The organism is Mucilaginibacter sp. GW822-FHT03E02 (assembly GCF_058801545.1).
Genome location: NZ_JBXANJ010000001.1, coordinates 5,530,537 through 5,551,220 on the forward strand (window position 1 = coordinate 5,530,537; position 20,684 = coordinate 5,551,220).

Consider the following 20,684-nt stretch of genomic DNA (forward strand, 5'->3'; position numbering starts at 1 on the left):
TATGGATAGAGATTTATACAGAAGATTGATCAGAACTGCTCTTATTTCGTCGCCGATAATTGCTTTATACGGCGTTGCACCCTTTTACATATTTAACAAGGCACAGTCCTCATATATTTTGTTTGCAGGCTTGGCTATTATGCTTAATGTACTTATATTCTGGGTCATTAATGTTGCCATCATCCGCTATTTTAGAGCATCTAAAAATTGGAAATGGTATATTTCCAGTTTTGCTTTTGTGGCCACTTTGCAAGTATTACTAATTTTTATTAGAGCATTATTTCCGGCACCATCTTTTATCTCTGAAGGTGAACTGCTTTTTAGAAAATATATTTTAATTGTTTACCCTTCTGTTTCAATGCTTGCCGTTAACGCCATCATTTTAATAATTTGTAATTCTATATTGGCAACACAAAAAAACAAAAATGTTGAAATTGAAATACAGGAACTTAAAGTGAGTAATCTTGAGGCACAGAAACAGGTGCTGTTGCAGCAATTGCAACCCCACTTTTTGTTTAATACACTTAGCGTATTGAAATCTTTAATAAAGGAGAATCCTGATGAAGCTGAAAATTACTCAATAAAACTTTCTGATTTTTTGCGCTATTCTGTTCAGATGCATAAAAGCGACATGGTGTCAGTGGAGCAGGAATTGAAATTTACCAACGATTATATTGATTTGCAGAAAATACGTTTTGAAAGCTCCGTTATTTTTGATGTGTGCATCCCATACGATGTGTACAAAATGCAAATACCTGCGTATGCCCTGCAAACATTAGTTGAGAATGCACTTAAACATAACTCATTTACAGAAAAAAGACCATTGCGCATAAAGATCAACTGCATCGGCGGGGGGGCTATCTTGGTTAGCAACAATAAAATGCTAGCAAACGCTGTGGAAACCACTGGCACCGGATTAAAAAACCTAAACCAACGCTACAGAATTATTGCAAATAAGGATGTAGAAATTACAGACACCAAGGACGAGTTCACTGCTAAATTGCATCTGTTAAATGGTATTCAAATATGAAAGTTGTAATTATAGAAGACGAGAAGCTTACGGCAAAAGATTTGAAAAGGACCATACTTGCAGTAAATCCAGATGTAGAGATTGATGGATTGCTACATTCTGTTGAAGATGCTGTTGAATACTTTAAAAGCCATACAGATACAGATCTTATTTTTTCGGATATTCAATTGGGCGATGGCCTTAGTTTTGAAATATTAAAAAAAATGAAGAACCAGGTTCCAGTTATATTCTGCACGGCTTACAACAACTATTTCTCAGAGGCCTTTGAAGCAACTGGCATTGATTACATATTGAAACCATTTAACAAAGCAACTATAGAAAAAGCGCTGGCAAAATATACTACGCTAGAGAAAAGGTTTACGAGAAATAACGAGAATTATAAAGAGCAGCTGAGCCTTTTAGAAACAAAAATTGCGCCTAAAAAAAGCGCTATAATCATCCGGCAGGCAGATAAAATAATTCCACTGGAAGCCAGCAGTATAGCAGTTTTTTTTGTTGAAGATGGATATACCTTCGCCTATACACTTGGACAGAAGAGATTTCTCGTTAATGAAAGCCTTGAAGACCTTGAGAGTTTTTTTGCCCCTTCATTTTTCAGAGCCAACCGGCAACATCTCGTAAATCGTAAAGCAATAAAAGACGCCGCCCATTTCTTTGACAGAAAAATTATAATCAACCTTAGCGTGCCGTTTAACGAACAGATATTGGTAGGCAAATTAAAAACCACATTTTTTGTGGAATGGCTTTCACAATGAAAATACGTTCGGGTTCCATTTTGTCCAGTTCAGGCAAATTCTCTTTTCGTATTACCCTATTATTCCAAAGTTTTACTGCTTAGTAAAACACTTATGCCACAAATCATAAAGACGTCCAAAATACACGTTATTTGCAATCAACTAGCAGTGCACGCGCGCAATATTTTTAATATGACTCGGGGCCTTGCTGTTCTTGCCGCCGGCAGAATTTCTACAACTGCCCTATTGTTTGTTTGTTGTAATATTGCGGAAGCTCAAACGTTCCAGGCGAAGGATTCAATTAGTGCCCTTATAAAAAACTCCCCGTCATTTACCATTTATAAGGACAATTATTTTATAACCGGCGTTCCGGTCAATACTCAGCCAACTAAATATAATTCCGATGTCAAATTTCAAATCAGCTTTAAACAGCGGCTTACCAATGCAGTTTTGCCCTTTAACACCGTTCTCTACCTGAGTTATACTCAAAAGTCTTTTTGGGATATTTACCGTAAAAGCAGCCCTTTCGCAGAAACAAATTATAATCCCTCAATCGCAATTAGTAAATTCTTTTATTACAAACAAAAACTGATAAGTCTGTCGGTAGCTTTCGAGCATGAATCTAACGGTAAAGACAGTATTTATTCTAGAAGTTGGAACAGGCTTGCACTCAATTGGGCGATTGAAGCCTCAAAAAGGTCAAGGCTGTATTTGAACTTTTGGATACCTTTTCAATATGAAGCCGACAACCCCGATTTACTGGATTATGTAGGGAAGCTTGAAGTAGCATACCAATGGAAGACATTAAACCAAAGGCTAATGATTGACGCAACCGTGCGAAAAGGACACAAATTTGACTGGCGGGGCTCGCTTCAAACGCAAGTCAGTTACCGGCTGAATAAAAATGAAAATCAATATATAACACTTCAGTGGTTCACAGGATATGCCGAAAACTTACTTGATTACAAGGAAAAAAGGCAGATGTTAAGACTTGGCATAACGATAAAACCATCAAGGTTTGTATTTTATTAATAAGGTCGCACTATTTTCATTGCTGCTGAAACCAACGGTTTTGGGCTTCTTCATCCCGTTCAATCCTCAATTTGTCCATTTCGGCTAACGTACAATTGCTGTCAATGGGATATATGTAAATCTTTGTCCCAAAATAAAAGAATATGACAACATTAAGCATTCGCGCAAGCGTTTTAATTATTCTCCTTTTTGGAGGATTGGGCGCCTTTTGCCAAACAAATGAAGGCGTTATCGGCAACTGGAAAATCGGGCTAAAGGATAAAGCCATGGATATCGAAATATATCTAGCTAAAGACAGTAACTATTATGGAAAAATAATAAATGACAGCCATACGCCATCAAAAAACGGGGTAATTATCCTGAAGAAATTGAAATACAATGAGCCTTCAAAAACTTTCAAAGGTCTCATGCACCCTGAGGACGCGGATATTCAACTTGACGTAAATGTTACTGTGATTGACCCAGATCATTTAAAAATGGTGGCCAAGAAGATGCTGATCAGCAGAACTGTATACCTAACAAGAATAAAATAAGATCCTGCAGATGAAGATTAAGATTAAGGCCTTTGTAACAGGTAGTTTCATTTTTCTTTCCGGTTCCGTTCACGCCCAGAAAATATTCACATCCGTTGACTCCTTATTGAATTATTCAGTGTCAAAAAGTATTTCTGTTCAATCCGGTTATATCCGGTTAGACCAGGCCAAAAAAGCAAAGCTGGCAGCCATACTTAGTGTCCCAGACCCAACAGGCAATACCACTTTTAGCTATACTCACAATACCAAATTACCCGTAAGCCTTTTCCCTTCAGAGGCGTTCGGTGGTCAGGCAGGGACATATAAAGAGGTGCAGACGGGTGTTCCTTATGTTACTAATTTCAGCAATGATATAAACATAAAACTTTTTAACCTGACGGGATGGGAAAATCTAAAAATGTCTAAGCTTAATATTGAAAGTAATGCGTCAGAGAATAAGCTTACCTTAAAAGAACTTTGGGAAAACATTGCCACTAGTTATTATAATATCGTCTCGCTACAGGAACAATTGAATAGCACCGTGCAAAATGTAGCTATCTCAGATAGCCTATTAGCAATTACCAAGAACAAGTATAATGCAGGGCTTATAAAGCAACAGGATGTAAATGATGCAAACGTAAACAATCTTACTACGCGGGAAAATAAAAACCAGATTGAATATCTGATAAAGCAGCAATATTTAGCATTAAAAATACTTTGTGATATTCCTGAAAAGGAAGACATACAGATCGCGAATAAGCTTTCGCTAACAGAATTTGACACAAAGCCGTTTGTTGAATATAATAACGTTGCTTTCGCCAACAGCGTTTTAAAGGAAAAGATAGCTTTATCAAATTGGAAACAGCAAAAGTATTCTAAGTATCCAGCGCTTTCCTTTTTTCAGAGTAGCACTAGTCAGCAAAATAACACAAGAGGTAAATTATTTGACAGTAGTGTAAAATGGTATCCGAGCAGCTATATTGGTTTAAAGCTTAGTATCCCGTTCCCATCATCTAACACAATGAGTCAAACCTCAAAGGCGAAGTATGATTATTTACTTGCTCAAAAAAACACAGAGCAACAAAAAATAAAATCAGATTTACAGGTAAGACAAATTTATACGGACTATGACAAAGCGTTAAGTCAGGCTACTGCCAATAAGGAAATATATTTATTAAGAAAAGAGAATTATCAAAAATACCTGAACCTGTACACTGAAGGACAGGCAAGCCTTGAACAAACACTTAATAAGTTTAATGAAATGGTAAGCAGCCACTATAACCTTGTTTCTTCGCAGGTAACAGTACTCAATGCCAAAACAAAAATTGATATTAATAACAGAATAAAATGAATCAGAAATTAATTCGCACGATAGTACTTACGTTTCCCGTTTTGCTTTTTTATTCCTGTGGCAAAAAAACAGAAGAGACAAAGCCGATCCGGAAAGATGTGACTGAAACGGTATTTGCTTCGGGCATACTTGAGGCTGACAATACATATGATCTTACAGCACAAGCAGACGGTTATCTTTCACAGGTAAATTTTGAGGATGGAGATGTTGTTGCACCAGGAAATGTATTGGCTATTGTTAATAATAGAGAAGCCACTTTTAATGAACAAAGTGCAACAGATTTGTATAAAATAGCACATCGAAACACACAAAACAATGCACCTGCTTTACAGCAGGCACAAAATACTATTAACATCAACAAACAAAAGATGGAACTGGATTTAACTAACCTGCAACGCTATCAAAAATTATGGGAGAATAACAGTATTGCTAAAATAGACCTTGACAATGCCAAGATTCAATATGAATCTTCAAAATCAAACTATGAAAATGCTTTGGAGAATTACAAGCAATCGCAACAGCAAGCCAATCAGCAGGCTATCAGTACACAAGCAACCAAAAATATATACGAATTAATTACTGGCAAAAACAAAATAAGTGCCGTTGTAGCGGGGAAAATTCTAAAGAAGTATAAACAACCGGGTGACTACGTAAAACGTGGTGAAAGTATTGCATTAATTGGAAATATACATGATATATACTCGAAAGTGAATGTTGATGAGGGCAATATAGGGAAAATCAAGGTCGGTCAAATCGCATATATACAATTGAACATAAATAAGGAAAAAATCTATAAAGGTACAGTTAAGGAGATTTATCCTTCGTTTGATGAGAGCACCCAGTCATTCATTTGCAAACTTGCTTTTACTGACAGTTTAGATTTTACTATTGTAAACACACAATTGCAAAGCAACATCATAGTAACAACAACAAAAAATGCATTGCTTATTCCTAGAAAATATCTTGATTTTGGAGGATATGTGCAGGTAAAAGGACAAAAAGAAAAAGTAAAAGTTGTTACGAAGTTTGTAAGCAATGAATGGGTCCAGGTATTAAGTGGAATAGATGAAAATACTGTCTTGGTTACAGAAAATCTGGCGGCCAATAAAACAAATACTTCAGAGGCAGGAGCACAATTAAACTGATAATAATGAAACGCAGTATAAATACAGACATTGCTTTTACACACATAATTACCAGGAAAAGACAAACACTCGTTGCAGCATTAGGTGTTACTCTTGGTGTCGGGATATTTTTATTTATGAATTCACTGACATCTGGCTTTTCTTCCTTTTCGACAGATGAAATGTTTAAAAACAGCGCCCACATCAAGATTTATAAGGATGATGAATTGAGTCAGCCTCTGATGCCTTTTCCAGATTCTCGACATGTTGCTGTTATTGTGAATCCTCAGATTACCACTCTGTCGAAGAAGATAATTAATCCTGAACAGTTGCTGTCGAGAATTAAAAAACAGCCCTATGTTGTGAATGCAATTGCACAGGTAGGTTTTGACGCATTTTATAACCGCGGCAAGGCACAGTTAAGGGGAGACGGCAATGGTGTAAATATACTTGAATATGACGCCATGTTCAAGACAGGCAAATACATAGTGGCAGGCAGCTTGAACGGGGTACAAGGCAACTTAAATGGTATCATCATAGGAAGTGGCATTGCGGAAAAGTTAAACCTTGGAATCAATGATAATATTACAGTAACTTCTTCCTATAACGTTGTAAAAGTAATGAAAATAGCAGGCATTTTTACAACCGGCAATAGCATAACTGACAATGCAAAATCCTATATGAATATTACCACAGCACAGCAATTTATAAAAGAAGGGCCTTCCTACGTAAGTAATATTTTTATAAACGTACCCGATCCTAATGAAAGTGAAAAGTACGCGGTTATGTTGCAACAATTAACACCATATAAGGTAGAAGACTGGAAAACTACGAATGCAGATGTATTGGCAAGCGGCAAGACGAGAGATATATTAATGAGTGCTATCTCTCTCTCTATTTTAGTAGTAGCAGCTTTTGGTATCTACAATATTCTCAGTTCAACGATAGCACAAAAAATAAATGACATTGCCATATTAAAAGCAACAGGATTTGCGGGCAAAGATGTAGTCAGGATTTTTCTATCCGAAGCGCTCATAATGGGATTCATTGGCACGCTAATGGGGCTGGTTGTTGGTGGCGTGCTTATTGCAATAATGTCAAGAATATACATGGGCGGCCCAGTGGGTTATTTCCCTATCCGTTTTGAACCCGGACTTTTTGCAAAAAGCTTTGGGTTAGGTTTGTTTATTACACTTTGTGCTGGTTATTTTCCAGCAAGGAAAGCTGCAAGAGTTGACCCTGTAGAAATCTTTAGAAAATAATCCGAACATGGAAAAAAAAGAAGTTATTTTAAGTACAAAATCATTAGGGAAATATTTTTATGACCCCGTTAAATTTAAGGTTTTAGACGATATTAGTTTTGAGGCATATAAAGGGGAGTTTTTAACATTAGTTGGCAAAAGTGGTTCGGGCAAATCCACTTTACTCTACTGTCTCAGCACAATGGACACGTCTTACGAAGGAGAGTTATTTGTTAATAATGAAAGAATAACAGGAAAGAAAACAAATGAATTAGCGGCATTACGAAACAGGAATATCGGATTCGTATTTCAGTTCCACTACTTGTTACCTGAATTCTCTTGCCTGAAAAATGTGATGATCCCGGCGTTGAAGCTGGGAAAATACACTTACCAAGAAGTAGAAGAAAGAGCATACCATAAACTGGATGTTTTAGGCATCAAAGAGCAGGCATTAAAACCAGCAGCAAAGCTAAGCGGGGGGCAGCAGCAACGGGTAGCTATTGCCAGGGCGCTTATCAACGATCCTGCAATTATTATGTGCGACGAACCAACAGGCAATTTAGATAGTAAGAACACTAAAATTGTATTTGATGTTTTTACACAGATAGCACATGAGTTTGGTCAAACCATAATTGCAGTAACCCATGATAATGATTTTGCCCAAGCCAGTGACCGAACGATTGAATTGGCGGATGGGAAAATCATCAGCCATGATAAGAATTTTATTGATATTCATTAAGTCACCGGTAGAAAACTTTCCATGATTCCCCCTGCCGATTGGATAAAAAGCTCTATATTAAACTTATTATGGAAAGAAAGAATGTCATCATAAAGCTATTTTTTTTAGATGCCGAAAATCAGACTATTGAGTTTTTTGCATGCAATTTCCCCTTCCCACGCTAAAAACAAACTTAGTAACACTTGGAGGATTTAAAATTCACGATCTGCTTCAATTTAAATTTGAATTAAATCTTCGAACAACGAGTAGGAATTTAAAAATAAATTTCTACTTTTGTATTTAACAAAATTGTTCAATAAATATGTTTTATAAAAAAGACAGCTATGCCGACCCGGAAAAATTGATTAAGGTAGCAGCAAAAAAAGTTTTTTTGAAGAAGGGGTTAAAGGGGGCCCGTCTGCAAGAGATTGCGGATGAAGCGGGCATCGCCCGGACAGCACTTCACTACTACTTTCGTAGTAAAGAGAAACTATTTCTCACCGTCTTACGGGATGTTTTTTATGATATCAATCTAGGGGCAAAAGCGTTAACAAACCAGGGATCAACTATCGTTGAGAAAATGGAATTCTTCGTCACTCAGTATTTTGACAAAGTTTGCCAGGAACCGGGGCTGGATCTGTTTATACTCAACGAGTTTAATACCCATCCCAATTTAATGAAGGAGGTGCCAATGGATAATACGATTATCAGTCTTACCGATGCGATGCTTCATGAAATTGAAAAAGCGGTAGAAAGAAAAGAAATCACCGGGAATCCTAAACAAATCTTTATGACGCTGATGGCCATTTGTATGTTTCCGTTTGCGGCAAGTGGCTTGCTGCAAAATATCTTAAAGCTTAACAATGAACAATATTTTCAATTGATGAGCAATAGAAAGGCTTACGTGATCAATTTTTTGAAAACGAACTTCAATTAATGTTTTTTTTTGAATCAATTAAACAAAAAAGTTAAACAATAAAATTATATAAAAATGAAAAATAAAGCTTTCCAGATACTCTGCTTATTACCAGTATTTATTATGCTGACCCGTTCAGCAAGAGCACAGCAGGTAATGTCATTAGAGCAATGTATAGATACCGCCTTACGTCAAAGCCTACAACTTAGGGCCGACAATTATGATCTGGAGAAAACCAAAGCCGGCGTGCAGCAGCAATATAGTGCATTGTTGCCTAACATTAACGGCAGTGCTTCATATCAGTATTCTTTCCAGGTGCAAACATCCGTTATTCCGGCAGAAGCTTTTGGCGGACCAGTTGGCACTTATAGCGCAGTAAAGTTTGGGGTGCCGCAAACAAAAAATGCACAAATAACATTAAATCAAACCATTTTTAACCCGTCGGTTACCATCGGTTTAAAAGCTGCAAAACTGGCTTTAAACCTTAATCAGTTACAAATACAAAGCAGTAAGGAAGATTTGGTTTACAATCTTTCAGCTACCTACTACAATATCCAGTCAGTATTAAAACAAATTGAACTAAGTAATGAAACACTAAACAATACGGAATCATTGCTAGCCAGTATGCAACAGCAGCTGAAGGCCGGGTTGGCTACCCAAACTGACGTTGACAGGCTTACCGTAACCCGCGATAACGACAAAGCTAGCCTGCAATCTCTTGCAAATAATCGGGAGAAGTATTACAATTTATTGAAGACGCTGATGAACCTGCCCTTGGTCACCAGCATCACAGTAGTGCCATTTACCGATAATGAGGCCAGCAATGCGCTGCTGCAAACGCCTACGTTCAATCCAGATTCAAAAACCAATTATCGGCAGATCATGGAAAATATAAATATTTCCAAACTGGAGCGTCAGAATATCAAAGCTGGATATTTGCCGAATCTTTCCTTAAACGGGGGGTATGGACTTTATGGCAACTATACCAATGCCGACCCTTTTAAAAGTATCAATGGTAAATATTATCCGTCGTCCTACGTCGGTCTAAAACTGACCATTCCCATTTTTGATGGTTTCAGTATCAGATATCAGGCCAAACAAAAGGACTTTGAAATCAAAAAATACGAAGTCCAGGCGCAGCAGACCATTCAACAAAACAATAAGGAACTTGCCGATGCCTACGAAGACCTGAAAAGCAACTTTATTACCTATCAAAACCAGCAACGCAACTTGGCGCTGGCGCAAAAGGTCATGAGGGATATTGACACACAATATAAGAGTGGACTGGTAAAGGTAAGCGACTTTATAAATGCCAGCAGTGATTTGCACACAGCGCAAAATAATTTCGTTAACGCGCTCATTAACATCAAGCAAGCAGAATTAAATCTTAAAAAAACACAAGGAACCTTGCTTAAAAACTAAAACTCATTAGTGAAAATCAATAACAACACACATATCAATTATAATAAAATGAAAAAAACAACCAGACTTATTGTCATCATTGCCGTTCTGGGCTTAGTAGCGCTTACGATATTCAAGTTGGCTTCCAATAAGAAAGAAGTTACGGAGAGGGTATACCATGCCAATATCAATGCTAAGGCCTTAGTTCAGGTCGATACTGTTAAAGAGTCGTCTTTTGGAGCATCAACCACCTTCCTTGGAACCTTTTCGCCAAGCAGGGAAGTATCCATAGCTTCTGAAACATCAGGAAAAGTGATCACCGTTGGCATAAAAGAGGGCAGCCAGGTTGTTGCGGGAACGCTGATCGCTCACCTTAATGATGCTGTATTGCAGGCCCAATTCAGTTCAGCGAAGGCAAACCTTGCCAACGCGGCAACCACATTAAAACGTTATAACGCGGCGCCGACCGGTGTTACCCAATTGCAAATGGACAACGCCCATACCCAGGTACTTACTAATCAGGCCCAAATTGAGCAATTACAAAGACAAATCGATCAATATACAATCAAGGCACCTTTTGCCGGTGTGATAACGGCACGCAACTTTGATTTGGGGGCGATAGTATCACCTGGAACAACGCTGGCTACGCTTATTGACATAGCGACACTTAAACTAGAGATAAGCGTTCCGGAGAAATATGTAATGCAATTTAAGAAAGATATGTCCCTGAATGTAAAAACGGATGTGTACCCTAATACAATTTTTAAAGGAGCTGTAGATTACATATCCAGTAACGCTGATGCTTCGCACAATTATACAGTAAAAGTTTTGGTAACCAACACCGTGCAATCGCCACTAAGGGCAGGCATGTACGGTAATGTTATCGTCGGCAGTTCTGCATTGCAAAACGCGATCAGTATTCCCCGCTCTGCTTTGTTAGGCTCTTCACAAAAACCGCAAGTTTATGTGGCACAAAACGGCGTGGCGAAACTTCGCGATATAGAAATCGGTGCCAGCAATGAAACAGATGTTCAAGTAACCAATGGATTGAAAGTCAATGATATCGTAATCACAGGAGGATTAGTAAATCTGACCAGCGGCACTAAAATAGATGTGAAATAGCTAAAACCGGTAGAGGAATTTTTACCACCACGCTTTTAAACCATAAAATTAAAAAAATATAAATATGTCATTAACCGAAATAGCCATAAAAAGACCCTCACTCATCATCGTTATATTCACGGTGCTAATAGGGGGCGGTTTGTTTTGTTATCAGCAGCTGAGTTACGAATTACTGCCTGATATCTCTAATCCTACACTGGTGATAACTACCAGTTACCCAGGCGCCGCACCAGCTAACGTAGAACAAACAGTTACTAAAAAAATAGAAGACGAGCTGAGCACAGTTGATGGTATAAAAACCATTACGTCGCAGTCACTGGAAAGTACATCGATTATAACCGCCGAGTTTGTTACTGGCAGCAATATTGACGAGAAGCAGCAGGATGCACAGCGGAAAATAAATAACATCAAAGGCGATTTGCCAACGGATGTAAAAGCATCCAGTATCAGCAAAGTAACCCCAAGCGACCAGCCTATTATGCAAATGATGGCGACATCATCACTGGACAATGCCGATTTCTATGATATTATCAAAAATCAGATCAATCCACTGTTTCAACAAATACCGGGTGTCGGTGAGATTACGTTGATAGGCGGACAAGAACGGGAAATCCAGGTGAACATTAATAAAAGTAAGCTGGACTATTACGGGCTCTCTATCCTTAATGTGACCGCTGCAGTAGCCAATGGTAACCAGGAGCTTCCGGCGGGTAAAGTAAAATCCGAGTCGACCGGGCAAATGACAGTACGCCTTTCGGGCAAATATAGCTCAGTAACGCAATTGAATGACCTGGTAATCGGTATGCCTTCCACTGGCAGCCCTATCAGGTTAAGAGATGTAGCGAGTGTAGCTGATGTTACAAAAGACGTCACCTCTGTGTTCCGTTATAACGGGCAAAATGGTATTGGCTTGCTGATTAAAAAACAAAACGATGCCAACGCGGTTGCCATCAGCCAGCTGATCAAACAAAAGATTTCCGGCATTGAAAAAACATATGTATCAAAAGGCGTAAAATTTATTATCGCTGATGATACTTCTGATTATACATTAGAAGCCGCACACGGGGTTGTAGATGACTTGATACTGGCTGTAATTTTGGTGGCGATCATCATGCTGCTGTTCCTGCACAGCCTCCGTGATTCGCTTATCGTACTTCTGGCTATCCCGACATCACTTGTCGCAACCTTTATTTCGATGTATCTTTTTGGCTATACACTGAATTTAATGACCCTGCTTGCCTTGTCATTAGTAATAGGCATTTTGGTGGATGATAGCATAGTAGTACTCGAAAATATACATCGCCATCTAGCAATGGGCAAGGACAAAGTTACAGCTTCACTGGATGGACGTTCCGAAATAGGTTTCTCGGCCATAGCCATTACCATGGTGGATGTGGTTGTTTTTGGCCCGCTTTGCCTGATTCAAAATACGGTAGGCTCTATTTTGCGCGCTTATTCATCCACCATTGTGGTGGCCACATTAATGAGCCTTTTTGTGTGTTATACACTTACGCCATGGCTTGCTTCGCGTTTTGGAAAGATAACCATTCTGGATAACAGAAAGCTTCAGCATAAACCCCTTCTACTATTCGAAAAAATGATTACCGGATTAACGAACTGGTACACCAATGCTTTAAAATGGGTGCTCAGCCATAAGTTGATTATGAGCGGTTTTGTAGTGTTGCTTTTTATATTGCTAAGCCAGGTTATGAAATTAGGGGTTATCGGTAGCGAGTTTGTAACCGCTACCGATAAGGGACAGTTCAGACTTGCGCTGGAGTACGATAAAAATACAACTGTAAAACAAAACAATTTACGCACGTTACAAATAGAAGACTACCTCCGCAGACAACAAGACGTAACGACGGTTTTTAGTAACGTAGCGGGTTCAAGTACATCGTCATTGGTATCTGGCGTAGGTTCTGATTACAAATCAGAGCTGACGGTAACCTTAGTTGACAAAAAAGAGAGGATTCTTCCCACAGAGAAAATAATGTTGCAGAAGAGTCAGGACATCGCCCAACACTTTCCAGGGGTGAAGATAAGCCCGACGATGGTAGATATGGTTAATGGCGGCGAACCTATTCAACTGGTATTAAACGGCGAGAACAGCACCCAACTGATGGCAACTGCTAATCAGTTGAAGCAGCAAATTAAAGCTATGCCTGGCGCAATTAACACTACGCTAAGCGTTGAAGAAGGTAATCCGGAGGCCGAAGTAAGGATCAATCGGGAAAAAATGAGCCAGCTCGGCCTGAACGTTAACCAGGTAGGGGCTGTTTTGCAAAATGCCTATGCCGGTAATACTGATGCCAAATACCGAGTGGGCACCAACGAATACGATATCCGGGTAAAATTTGACGATTTTGACAAGCACAGTGTAGAAGATGTAAAAAATATTGAGTTTATCAATGCATCTGGCCAATTGATCAGGTTATCACAATTTGCCGATGTGGTACAAGGCAGCGGGCCCAGCGTATTGGAACGTAAGGACAGGCGTACTTCCGTAACTGTCAAAAGCAACGTGCTTGGAGTTACATCAGGTGTAGTTGCCGATAGTATCAAACAACTATTGATAGAAAAACCATTACCTGCAGGCATTGATTTGCGCTGGAGCGGCGATGTGGAACGTCAGGGCGATTCATTTGGAGCTATGGGACTCGCTATTATGGCAGCTGTAATACTCATGTACCTGGTAATGGTCGCCTTGTACAATAATTTTGTTTATCCTTTTGTGGTATTATTTTCTCTACCGGTGGCCTTCATAGGCGTATTTCTGTTATTGGCGTTAACCAAATCCTCTATGAGCATTTTCACCATATTGGGTATGATTATGTTAATGGGGCTGGTGGCCAAAAATGCTATCCTGATAGTTGACTTTGCCAACCACCTTAAAGAGAAGGGCTATACCAGTTGGCAGGCGTTAATAGAAGCTGGAAAAGAACGTTTACGTCCTATACTTATGACAACGATGGCTATGATTATTGGTATGTTACCAATAGCTACATCAAGCGCGGCGGGCAGCGAATGGAAAAACGGACTGGCATGGGTGATCATAGGCGGCCTATCGTCAAGTCTTTGCCTTACTGTTTTCGTCGTACCTATGGTTTACTATTGCGTTGACCGTTTCGGCGATAAATTCAGACAGCGCTTTCCAAAAAAAGAAGTGACCACCAGTCAGTTCGTAACAACGTCTAACCATCATTGATCATCTAAAAAATTTAAACAAACAGGCACCTGCTTCCGGGTAAGTGCCTGTTTAAATTAGTTAAGAATTTTTATGGCTGATATTGAAAAGTACATAGTTGAAAATGCAACATCCCTATTTGCTGCTTATGGACCACAAGCAGTTACCATGGATGACATCGCATCCGTGTGCGGGATTTCTAAAAAAACGCTTTATCGCTTTTTCGAAAATAAAGAGATGCTGATTGTATGTATTCTTAAAAATTTATTTGATACAAGCATACTATCATGGAGACCAGATGAGGGAACAAAGCCTGATGCTTTGCATGAATTAGACCGCTTTTTAAACGTTATTCAAAATATACTAACTATTTTAACGCCTGCATTCTTTCATGGAATAAGAAAGCAGGCGCCCATGGGGTATCATTTGCTTGCCGAGTTTGGGGTGTTCACGTTAAGCCCATTCCTGGTTGGGATTGTTAAAAATGGCCAGTCAGAAGGTGTTTTCAAAATTGAAATAGAAGCTGGGGCCGCGACGACGCTATATTGTCAGTTACTAAAAAACATATTGGAGAATGCACCTGATTTTTTCAATGACAAACCGCTATCCATTCAATCAGCTAATTTATTTTTTCGTCAGGGATTATTAAACCATAAAACAAAAGACAGCTTTGCCTAAAAGAAGCAAAAAAGGTAATAATAAACTATGGTTTGAAATTACCCCGATTATCTACTGAAGAGTTTCTTTGCGACAAACTCGTCAAAAAAATAATTCCGGTAAGCATTCCCTATCGGGATCTCATGTTTACGGATAAAAACAGTATTATTATCAAACGAGTCGATTTCCCTTAAATTAATTATATAACCTTTGCTGATACGTACAAAAAAGCTCTGAGGTAATTGTTTGTGAATCGTTTTTATATTCATAGCAGTAATAATCCGCTGTTCGTCGGTATGCAATATGACATAATCTTTTAAACTAGCGATAAACAGGATATCTTTTAAAGCGACTCTAAATATTTTTCGTTCCGCTTTTACAAAAAAGTAATCGTTAGCTACCGTCTCTATATGATCGCCGGAATGATCTGTTTTTAAAAGCTGAAGGTAGGAAGCTGCTTTACTCACGGCCTTTTGGAAGCGCTCGCTTTGAACGGGTTTAACCAGATAATCGATGGCCTCAACCTCATAACTATCAAGAGCATATTCACTGAACGCCGTTGTGAAAATAACCAACGTTTCATAAGGGACAGTTTTTGCAAATTCGATACCGCTTATACCTGGCATTTGTATATCGAGAAAGATCAGGTCAACTGCATGGTCCGCCATGAACTTTGAAGCCGCATTGGCACTGTTGAAGCTACCCAAAAGGTGCAGGTCTTTTGTTTTTTCAACCAGCAATTGAATAGCCTCCCTGGCTAGCGGTTCATCATCTACAACGATGCAATTCATAACTTTATCATTAAGGCTACGCAAAAAAGATGTGCTTCGTCTCTTACATACAGATCATGCTGGCCAGGATAAAGTAATTCAAGCCTTCGCTTTAAATTAGCTAATCCCAAACCACCTGGGTTGCTTTTCACTTTCACCGGTGGCTTTGAGTTGATGCATTTAAAATACAACTCGTCACCCTTTACTCTAAAATTCAAATCAACAAAAGATAGTCTTTCAGCATCCACATTATGTTTGATGGCGTTTTCTACAAAGGTAATAAATAACAATGGCGCTACTTGTACCCCATTAATTTCACCCTCTTGATTTATTTGGAAATCGAAGTTATCCCGGCGTATTTTTTCCAGGTTAAGAAAATCAGTCAGAAATTGAATATCGGCCGTAACCAGCACTTTTGGCCTTGTACTGTCATACAACTGGTAGCGCAAAAGATCGCTAAGTTTCATTAATACCTGTGAAGCTTTTACGGGATCTTTCTGAGTAAGCAAATTAGCATTATTCAGCATATTAAACAGAAAATGTGGATTAATCTGATTCTTGAGCTGTTCTAATTCAGCCTGTATAGTAGTTTTCTCCAGTTCATTGATACGCTCCGAATCTCTTATCCAACGTTGAAAGAGTTTGATCGCTGTAGACGCGGCAACCAGCACAACAATCCAAAATATAGTGGGCACTAATATTTGATCTTTGCGGTCAGCTTCCAAATATGGTTTTACATGGCTTACCAGCAAGTAGGCCAGTCCAAGATATGCTACAATCCCAAGGCCATATCCATAGTACCGGTTGCGCAGCAAAAACTTCGGCACCAAAAGGTACATATTCGTATAAAACATGAACAACAGTAAAGACAAAAGACTGATTTTGATATAGTATGCGAAAGATTCGTTAGGCAAAATAGGGACATTATAAACCATTGCACTGATTACAAATAAGGCAATGAAATGCCGAAACAACCTGTATCTGGGATTTGTCCATAATCCCCAGGGGGAATTTTTATTCAATGGCCTGTGCTGCTCGTCCACGATAAATTAAATTATGATATTGTTCATTCAAATATACGACCACTGTATAGGATGAAAGTTCGATTTTAATATAAAAACGTTCATTTATATCACCTTGAATACCCTGCTTACTCCATGTCAACCGTCTATTTTACGATAATCGATTTGCTTTGTGTTGTATGCGCGCTAAAATAGCCCAATGCAGTTGGGGAAATGTTGGATGGTGGGTTTGCCGGCGCAACTGCCCCTCCGGGGCCGTTACTGCCTCCTTGCTGCATCAGAGTATACCAATAGGTATAGACTGGTTTATCGATGCATTGCATCTCCACAGTTACGGTATCGCCGGGGTAAATATCAATATCATCTTCGCGCAGATTATTATGAACATATCTACCGTCTGTAAAATCATCGTTAAAAGCGAAGACTTGTTTCACCTGGATATTATTTACATACATCACAAAACGATACTGGTTAACTGTCCCGGCTGGGTCCTGATAGTGTACAGTGATCTCCTTTTGGTTCTTGCTATTATCCAGCTCCCTGGTTTTTGCTGTTATAGAATCCAATTGTATCAACCCGGACATAGTTGAACTGGCTGTATACGTTTTTCCTCCCGTTAAAACGGTCATGGTATAGGTATTACCTGTGATCCCTTTCATTGAGGCGATAGAATAGGTGCCAGAAGGTCCTTCGGTAAACATATAGTTAGTGCCGCTACCGTCACTAACCGAAACGACCGCACCACTTACAGGAGGATAGGTATTTGTAGTTGTAAAAGTAACATTACGGCTGAGTTTAACGTATTGAACACCGCTCATGTCGGTAATATTGCCCTCTATAACCAGTTTACCGGTATCGTCGCCTAATTTAAGGTCAATGACCTTGGTACATGACATTGTTTCGAATAATAAAAAAAGTATGACGATCTGATATTTTAAGTTCATTATTTTCATGCGGTTTGATCATTTAAATTTGAAGTTCCAGGTAACAGAAGGAATAAGCGTTGCAAAAATGCTGGTCTCCACCGCTTCAGTAGTATTTGGCACGGTCTTGCTATCCCGAAAAGTAATAAGATATGGATTCCGGTGATTATAGACATTATATATCCCGAATGTCCAGCTGGAATGAAATCTTTTGTGCTCCTTTCCTTCCAATGTGGCGCCTATATCCAGCCGGTTCGATGCGGGCATCCGGTACCCGTTACGCTGTGAATAAGAAAAAGTAGTCAGGCCGCCAACCTCATATTTACCGGTCGGATAACTAACAGCATTCCCGGTTCCATAAGTGAAGGCTCCCGAAAACGACCAACGCTTATTCAGCTGATAAATACCCACTACAGATAAGTCATGTGTGCGATCCTGCCGCGCCGGGTAATAACCACCGTTATTGATGGCGGCAAACTTTTGTTCTGTGCGGGATAACGTATAGCCAATCCAACCGTTAAAACGGCCGTATTTCTTTTTAAAAAACAATTCCAGTCCATATGCCCTTCCCGAACCAAAAGTAAGCTGCGACTCCACATCCTGGTTGGCGATCAATTGTGCTCCATCCTTGTAATCGATCTGGCTCTGCATCCATTTGTAATAAACCTCAGCCGAAAATTCATAGGTATTGTCTTTAAAATTTCTAAACCACCCCGCAGATACCTGGTCAGCTATTTCAGGTTTGATATTGTTGCTGCTCATTACATAAAGATCAGTAGGCGTGCTGCTGGTCGAGTTAGTTAACAGGTGAATATTCTGAGTATTGCGGTTATAAGATGTCTTAACCGAGCTCTCATCATTCAGCTGGTAACTGGCAGAAAAGCGGGGTTCAAGATTAAAATAGGATTTTACCGATTGTCCCGAGCCATAGGTAGTAGAAGTAACAATATTCCCTGAGGCATCATAGGTACTGAATGTCCCCGGCCCTAAAAGGAACATACCGCTTAACCTCACGCCGTACAAGAATGTCAACTGGCTATTCGCCTTCCATTCATCGCTCACATACAACGCATTCTCAAGGCCGTATCGTTGTTCAGTACTCCTGGTGTTAAAACTGGATGAAGAAGTTGTGCTAATGCTACCCGGCGCAATCGAGTGATGCAAAACATTCAACCCAAACTTTAACGTATGGCTATCTGCAACCGAATATTGCAGATCTTCTTTCAGATTGAGGTCGGTAATTTTTGAAGTAGCCTTAAAATTGTCATTGCTTTGAAAGCTTTGTATAGTGTAATTATAGTTACTGTATACCAGGGAAGTATTGGAGAATAGTTTGTTGCTAAATAAATGGTTGAATCTAATCGTGCCGGTAGAATTACCCCAGTTTGTGCCAAAGGTGTTTTTTAACCCTAAAACATCCTTTCCAAAGTATCCGGAAAGATAAATAGCGTTCTTGTCATCGAAATGATAGTTTGCCTTAGCATTAAGATCATAAAAATAAAGCGAACTACCCTTAATGGTAGAGTCAGACGAAGCCTTCAGGAAAAGGTCAATATAGGTTCTTCTGGCGCTGATCATAAACGATCCTTTGTCTTTGACTAAGGGACCTTCGACTTTGATGCGCGAGGAGATCAAACCCAAGCCGCCCTGTACAGTGAAACTTTTATTATTGCCTTCATTCATTTTAATATCGAGCACAGATGACAACCGGCCTCCATATTCCGCCGGCATTCCGCCTTTGTAAATGCTGACATCCTTAATAGCATCAGAATTAAACGTTGAGAAAAAGCCAAAAAAATGTGATGCATTGTACACGGTGGCCTCGTCCAATAGGATCAGATTCTGGTCTGACGCGCCGCCCCGGACATAAAAACCGGTGTTCCCCTCACCAGCCGATTTTATGCCCGGCATTAAGGATATGGTCTTTAATACGTCCCTTTCTCCCAGCAGTACAGGCACCTGGTTAATTTGCGCCATGTTTAATTTTTCAACCCCCATTTGCGGCGTGACGATATTATCATTGTTGGGTTTATTAGCACTGATAACCACTTCTTTTAGTTCACTTTTAGGCGATAATCCAATATTAATGGTCTGACTTTGATGCAGAGAAATCCGGCGTTCAACGGTTTCATAACCTATATAAGTAAACAATAAAGTATATTCACCATCAACGGCTGATAAGGAATAAAAACCATAGGTGTTTGTTGCTGTCCCACTTTGCGGAAGTTCCTTTATTTTTACTGTAGCACCTATTAGTTGCTCACCGGTGACCTCGTCCTTAATGGTACCACTTATCGTGTATTTTTTTTGCGCAAAGGATGATGTTGCTATTAAAAATAGGACAATCAGGAGTATTGTTTTTGTCATTGATGCGGATTATTTCGAGTAATTACTACGAAAGTAATTTTAGCGGCAATCAGGAGTTTAAGAATTATAGCAAACCTGTTATAATTTATAGGAAAGTGGCGTTTGTTTATAGAAATAAAAAGCGTTAGTACGAATATTTAAAAATTTCTTGCAGGGCACATATTTTTTTGTAAATAAGGGCGAAGCACTGAACATCTCAGAAATAGGCGGTCAATGGTTCTGTAATTGCCAAGGCATCAGCGTGATTTATTCCGTAGAGTAAAACCATCATTTCATCTATTTTGTATGCCTTTATATCTATTGCATAGACATTAATTGAGATAAATTTGTCAATTGCGATATATATTCCAGATGAGCTAATTTTATAAAGACCATCAATTATAAGCAATGACGCTACCCTCATTAAAGAAACTGGTATTATCAGTCCATTTTTTTTTGCTATTAGGATTATTGGTAATTACGTGCCTACCGCTTAGCTGGCCTATAAGTTTGCCTCCACAATTTTGGATAAAGCAGGGAATCAATTATTTTTTATGGGCAGGTGTTTTTTATCTCAACCTTAATGTTTTCGTTCCGC

At 39.1% G+C, this 20,684-nt stretch carries 17 protein-coding genes; 13 read left to right on the top strand and 4 right to left on the bottom strand.

Annotation, left to right across the window (positions count from 1 at the left end):
* Nucleotide 1 precedes the first annotated feature (1 nt).
* From AC1RM2_RS22950 to AC1RM2_RS23010, 13 genes are all read left to right on the top strand, one after another.
* Nucleotides 2–1,030 (top strand): sensor histidine kinase, encoded by a 1,029-nt coding sequence (locus AC1RM2_RS22950; protein WP_090652602.1) that lies wholly within the window; start codon nucleotides 2–4, stop codon nucleotides 1,028–1,030.
* A complete protein-coding gene (locus AC1RM2_RS22955; RefSeq protein ID WP_090652601.1) occupies nucleotides 1,027–1,785 on the top strand; it encodes a LytR/AlgR family response regulator transcription factor in 759 nt (252 codons plus the stop codon). The genes AC1RM2_RS22950 and AC1RM2_RS22955 overlap by 4 nt, the downstream gene beginning before the upstream one ends.
* A 93-nt stretch (nucleotides 1,786–1,878) precedes the next feature.
* On the top strand, nucleotides 1,879–2,796 hold the full coding sequence (locus AC1RM2_RS22960; protein ID WP_090652600.1) for a phospholipase A: 918 nt from the start codon (nucleotides 1,879–1,881) through the stop codon (nucleotides 2,794–2,796).
* Between the two features lie 143 nt (nucleotides 2,797–2,939).
* A complete protein-coding gene (locus AC1RM2_RS22965) occupies nucleotides 2,940–3,329 on the top strand; it encodes a hypothetical protein (RefSeq protein WP_090652599.1) in 390 nt (129 codons plus the stop codon).
* A 10-nt stretch (nucleotides 3,330–3,339) separates the two neighbouring features.
* Nucleotides 3,340–4,659: a TolC family protein gene (locus AC1RM2_RS22970; protein WP_492987479.1), complete on the top strand. Its 1,320-nt coding sequence runs from the start codon at nucleotides 3,340–3,342 to the stop codon at nucleotides 4,657–4,659.
* Nucleotides 4,656–5,804, top strand: coding sequence for an efflux RND transporter periplasmic adaptor subunit (locus AC1RM2_RS22975; RefSeq protein WP_492987480.1), 1,149 nt, complete (start codon nucleotides 4,656–4,658; stop codon nucleotides 5,802–5,804). Before AC1RM2_RS22970 ends, AC1RM2_RS22975 begins: the two co-directional genes overlap by 4 nt.
* A gap of 5 nt (nucleotides 5,805–5,809) precedes the next feature.
* Complete coding sequence (locus AC1RM2_RS22980) at nucleotides 5,810–7,045, top strand: ABC transporter permease (protein ID WP_090652596.1); 1,236 nt, start codon at nucleotides 5,810–5,812, stop codon at nucleotides 7,043–7,045.
* A gap of 7 nt (nucleotides 7,046–7,052) precedes the next feature.
* Nucleotides 7,053–7,763, top strand: a complete 711-nt coding sequence (locus AC1RM2_RS22985) for an ABC transporter ATP-binding protein (protein WP_090652595.1) — start codon at nucleotides 7,053–7,055, stop codon at nucleotides 7,761–7,763.
* A gap of 301 nt (nucleotides 7,764–8,064) precedes the next feature.
* On the top strand, nucleotides 8,065–8,679 hold the full coding sequence (locus AC1RM2_RS22990) for a TetR/AcrR family transcriptional regulator (protein WP_492987481.1): 615 nt from the start codon (nucleotides 8,065–8,067) through the stop codon (nucleotides 8,677–8,679).
* A 54-nt stretch (nucleotides 8,680–8,733) separates the two neighbouring features.
* On the top strand, nucleotides 8,734–10,080 hold the full coding sequence (locus AC1RM2_RS22995; RefSeq protein ID WP_492987482.1) for a TolC family protein: 1,347 nt from the start codon (nucleotides 8,734–8,736) through the stop codon (nucleotides 10,078–10,080).
* Between the two features lie 48 nt (nucleotides 10,081–10,128).
* The gene (locus AC1RM2_RS23000; protein ID WP_492987483.1) at nucleotides 10,129–11,181 is read left to right on the top strand and encodes an efflux RND transporter periplasmic adaptor subunit; all 1,053 of its coding nucleotides are present in this window, start codon (nucleotides 10,129–10,131) and stop codon (nucleotides 11,179–11,181) included.
* 64 nt (nucleotides 11,182–11,245) lie between these two features.
* Nucleotides 11,246–14,389, top strand: coding sequence for an efflux RND transporter permease subunit (locus AC1RM2_RS23005; RefSeq protein WP_492987484.1), 3,144 nt, complete (start codon nucleotides 11,246–11,248; stop codon nucleotides 14,387–14,389).
* Between the two features lie 72 nt (nucleotides 14,390–14,461).
* Nucleotides 14,462–15,046, top strand: a complete 585-nt coding sequence (locus AC1RM2_RS23010) for a TetR/AcrR family transcriptional regulator (protein ID WP_492987485.1) — start codon at nucleotides 14,462–14,464, stop codon at nucleotides 15,044–15,046.
* A gap of 47 nt (nucleotides 15,047–15,093) precedes the next feature.
* On the opposite strand, the gene AC1RM2_RS23015 is transcribed toward AC1RM2_RS23010, so the two are convergent.
* The 4 genes from AC1RM2_RS23015 to AC1RM2_RS23030 form a co-directional block, all read right to left on the bottom strand.
* Nucleotides 15,094–15,816 carry a LytR/AlgR family response regulator transcription factor gene (locus AC1RM2_RS23015; protein WP_090652589.1) on the bottom strand — a complete coding sequence of 241 codons (723 nt, stop codon included), beginning with the start codon at nucleotides 15,814–15,816 and terminating at the stop codon, nucleotides 15,094–15,096.
* Nucleotides 15,813–16,838: a sensor histidine kinase gene (locus AC1RM2_RS23020; protein ID WP_492987486.1), complete on the bottom strand. Its 1,026-nt coding sequence runs from the start codon at nucleotides 16,836–16,838 to the stop codon at nucleotides 15,813–15,815. The genes AC1RM2_RS23015 and AC1RM2_RS23020 overlap by 4 nt, the downstream gene beginning before the upstream one ends.
* A gap of 125 nt (nucleotides 16,839–16,963) precedes the next feature.
* Complete coding sequence (locus AC1RM2_RS23025) at nucleotides 16,964–17,713, bottom strand: DUF4249 domain-containing protein (protein WP_492987487.1); 750 nt, start codon at nucleotides 17,711–17,713, stop codon at nucleotides 16,964–16,966.
* Between the two features lie 66 nt (nucleotides 17,714–17,779).
* On the bottom strand, nucleotides 17,780–20,107 hold the full coding sequence (locus tag AC1RM2_RS23030; protein ID WP_492987488.1) for a TonB-dependent receptor: 2,328 nt from the start codon (nucleotides 20,105–20,107) through the stop codon (nucleotides 17,780–17,782).
* Between the last annotated feature and the right edge of the window lie 577 nt (nucleotides 20,108–20,684).

Bases quoted from the DNA above. Each gene is read 5' to 3' on its own strand.
- AC1RM2_RS22970 (WP_492987479.1), top strand. From the start codon at position 3,340: ATGAAGATTAAGATTAAGGCCTTTGTAACAGGTAGTTTCATTTTTCTT.
- AC1RM2_RS23000 (WP_492987483.1), top strand. From the start codon at position 10,129: ATGAAAAAAACAACCAGACTTATTGTCATCATTGCCGTTCTGGGCTTA.
- AC1RM2_RS23015 (WP_090652589.1), bottom strand. From the start codon at position 15,816: ATGAATTGCATCGTTGTAGATGATGAACCGCTAGCCAGGGAGGCTATT.
- AC1RM2_RS22990 (WP_492987481.1), top strand. From the start codon at position 8,065: ATGTTTTATAAAAAAGACAGCTATGCCGACCCGGAAAAATTGATTAAG.
- AC1RM2_RS22960 (WP_090652600.1), top strand. From the start codon at position 1,879: ATGCCACAAATCATAAAGACGTCCAAAATACACGTTATTTGCAATCAA.
- AC1RM2_RS23005 (WP_492987484.1), top strand. From the start codon at position 11,246: ATGTCATTAACCGAAATAGCCATAAAAAGACCCTCACTCATCATCGTT.
- AC1RM2_RS22965 (WP_090652599.1), top strand. From the start codon at position 2,940: ATGACAACATTAAGCATTCGCGCAAGCGTTTTAATTATTCTCCTTTTT.
- AC1RM2_RS23030 (WP_492987488.1), bottom strand. From the start codon at position 20,107: ATGACAAAAACAATACTCCTGATTGTCCTATTTTTAATAGCAACATCA.
- AC1RM2_RS23025 (WP_492987487.1), bottom strand. From the start codon at position 17,713: ATGTCATGTACCAAGGTCATTGACCTTAAATTAGGCGACGATACCGGT.
- AC1RM2_RS22955 (WP_090652601.1), top strand. From the start codon at position 1,027: ATGAAAGTTGTAATTATAGAAGACGAGAAGCTTACGGCAAAAGATTTG.
- AC1RM2_RS22975 (WP_492987480.1), top strand. From the start codon at position 4,656: ATGAATCAGAAATTAATTCGCACGATAGTACTTACGTTTCCCGTTTTG.
- AC1RM2_RS22985 (WP_090652595.1), top strand. From the start codon at position 7,053: ATGGAAAAAAAAGAAGTTATTTTAAGTACAAAATCATTAGGGAAATAT.
- AC1RM2_RS22995 (WP_492987482.1), top strand. From the start codon at position 8,734: ATGAAAAATAAAGCTTTCCAGATACTCTGCTTATTACCAGTATTTATT.
- AC1RM2_RS22980 (WP_090652596.1), top strand. From the start codon at position 5,810: ATGAAACGCAGTATAAATACAGACATTGCTTTTACACACATAATTACC.
- AC1RM2_RS23010 (WP_492987485.1), top strand. From the start codon at position 14,462: ATGGCTGATATTGAAAAGTACATAGTTGAAAATGCAACATCCCTATTT.
- AC1RM2_RS22950 (WP_090652602.1), top strand. From the start codon at position 2: ATGGATAGAGATTTATACAGAAGATTGATCAGAACTGCTCTTATTTCG.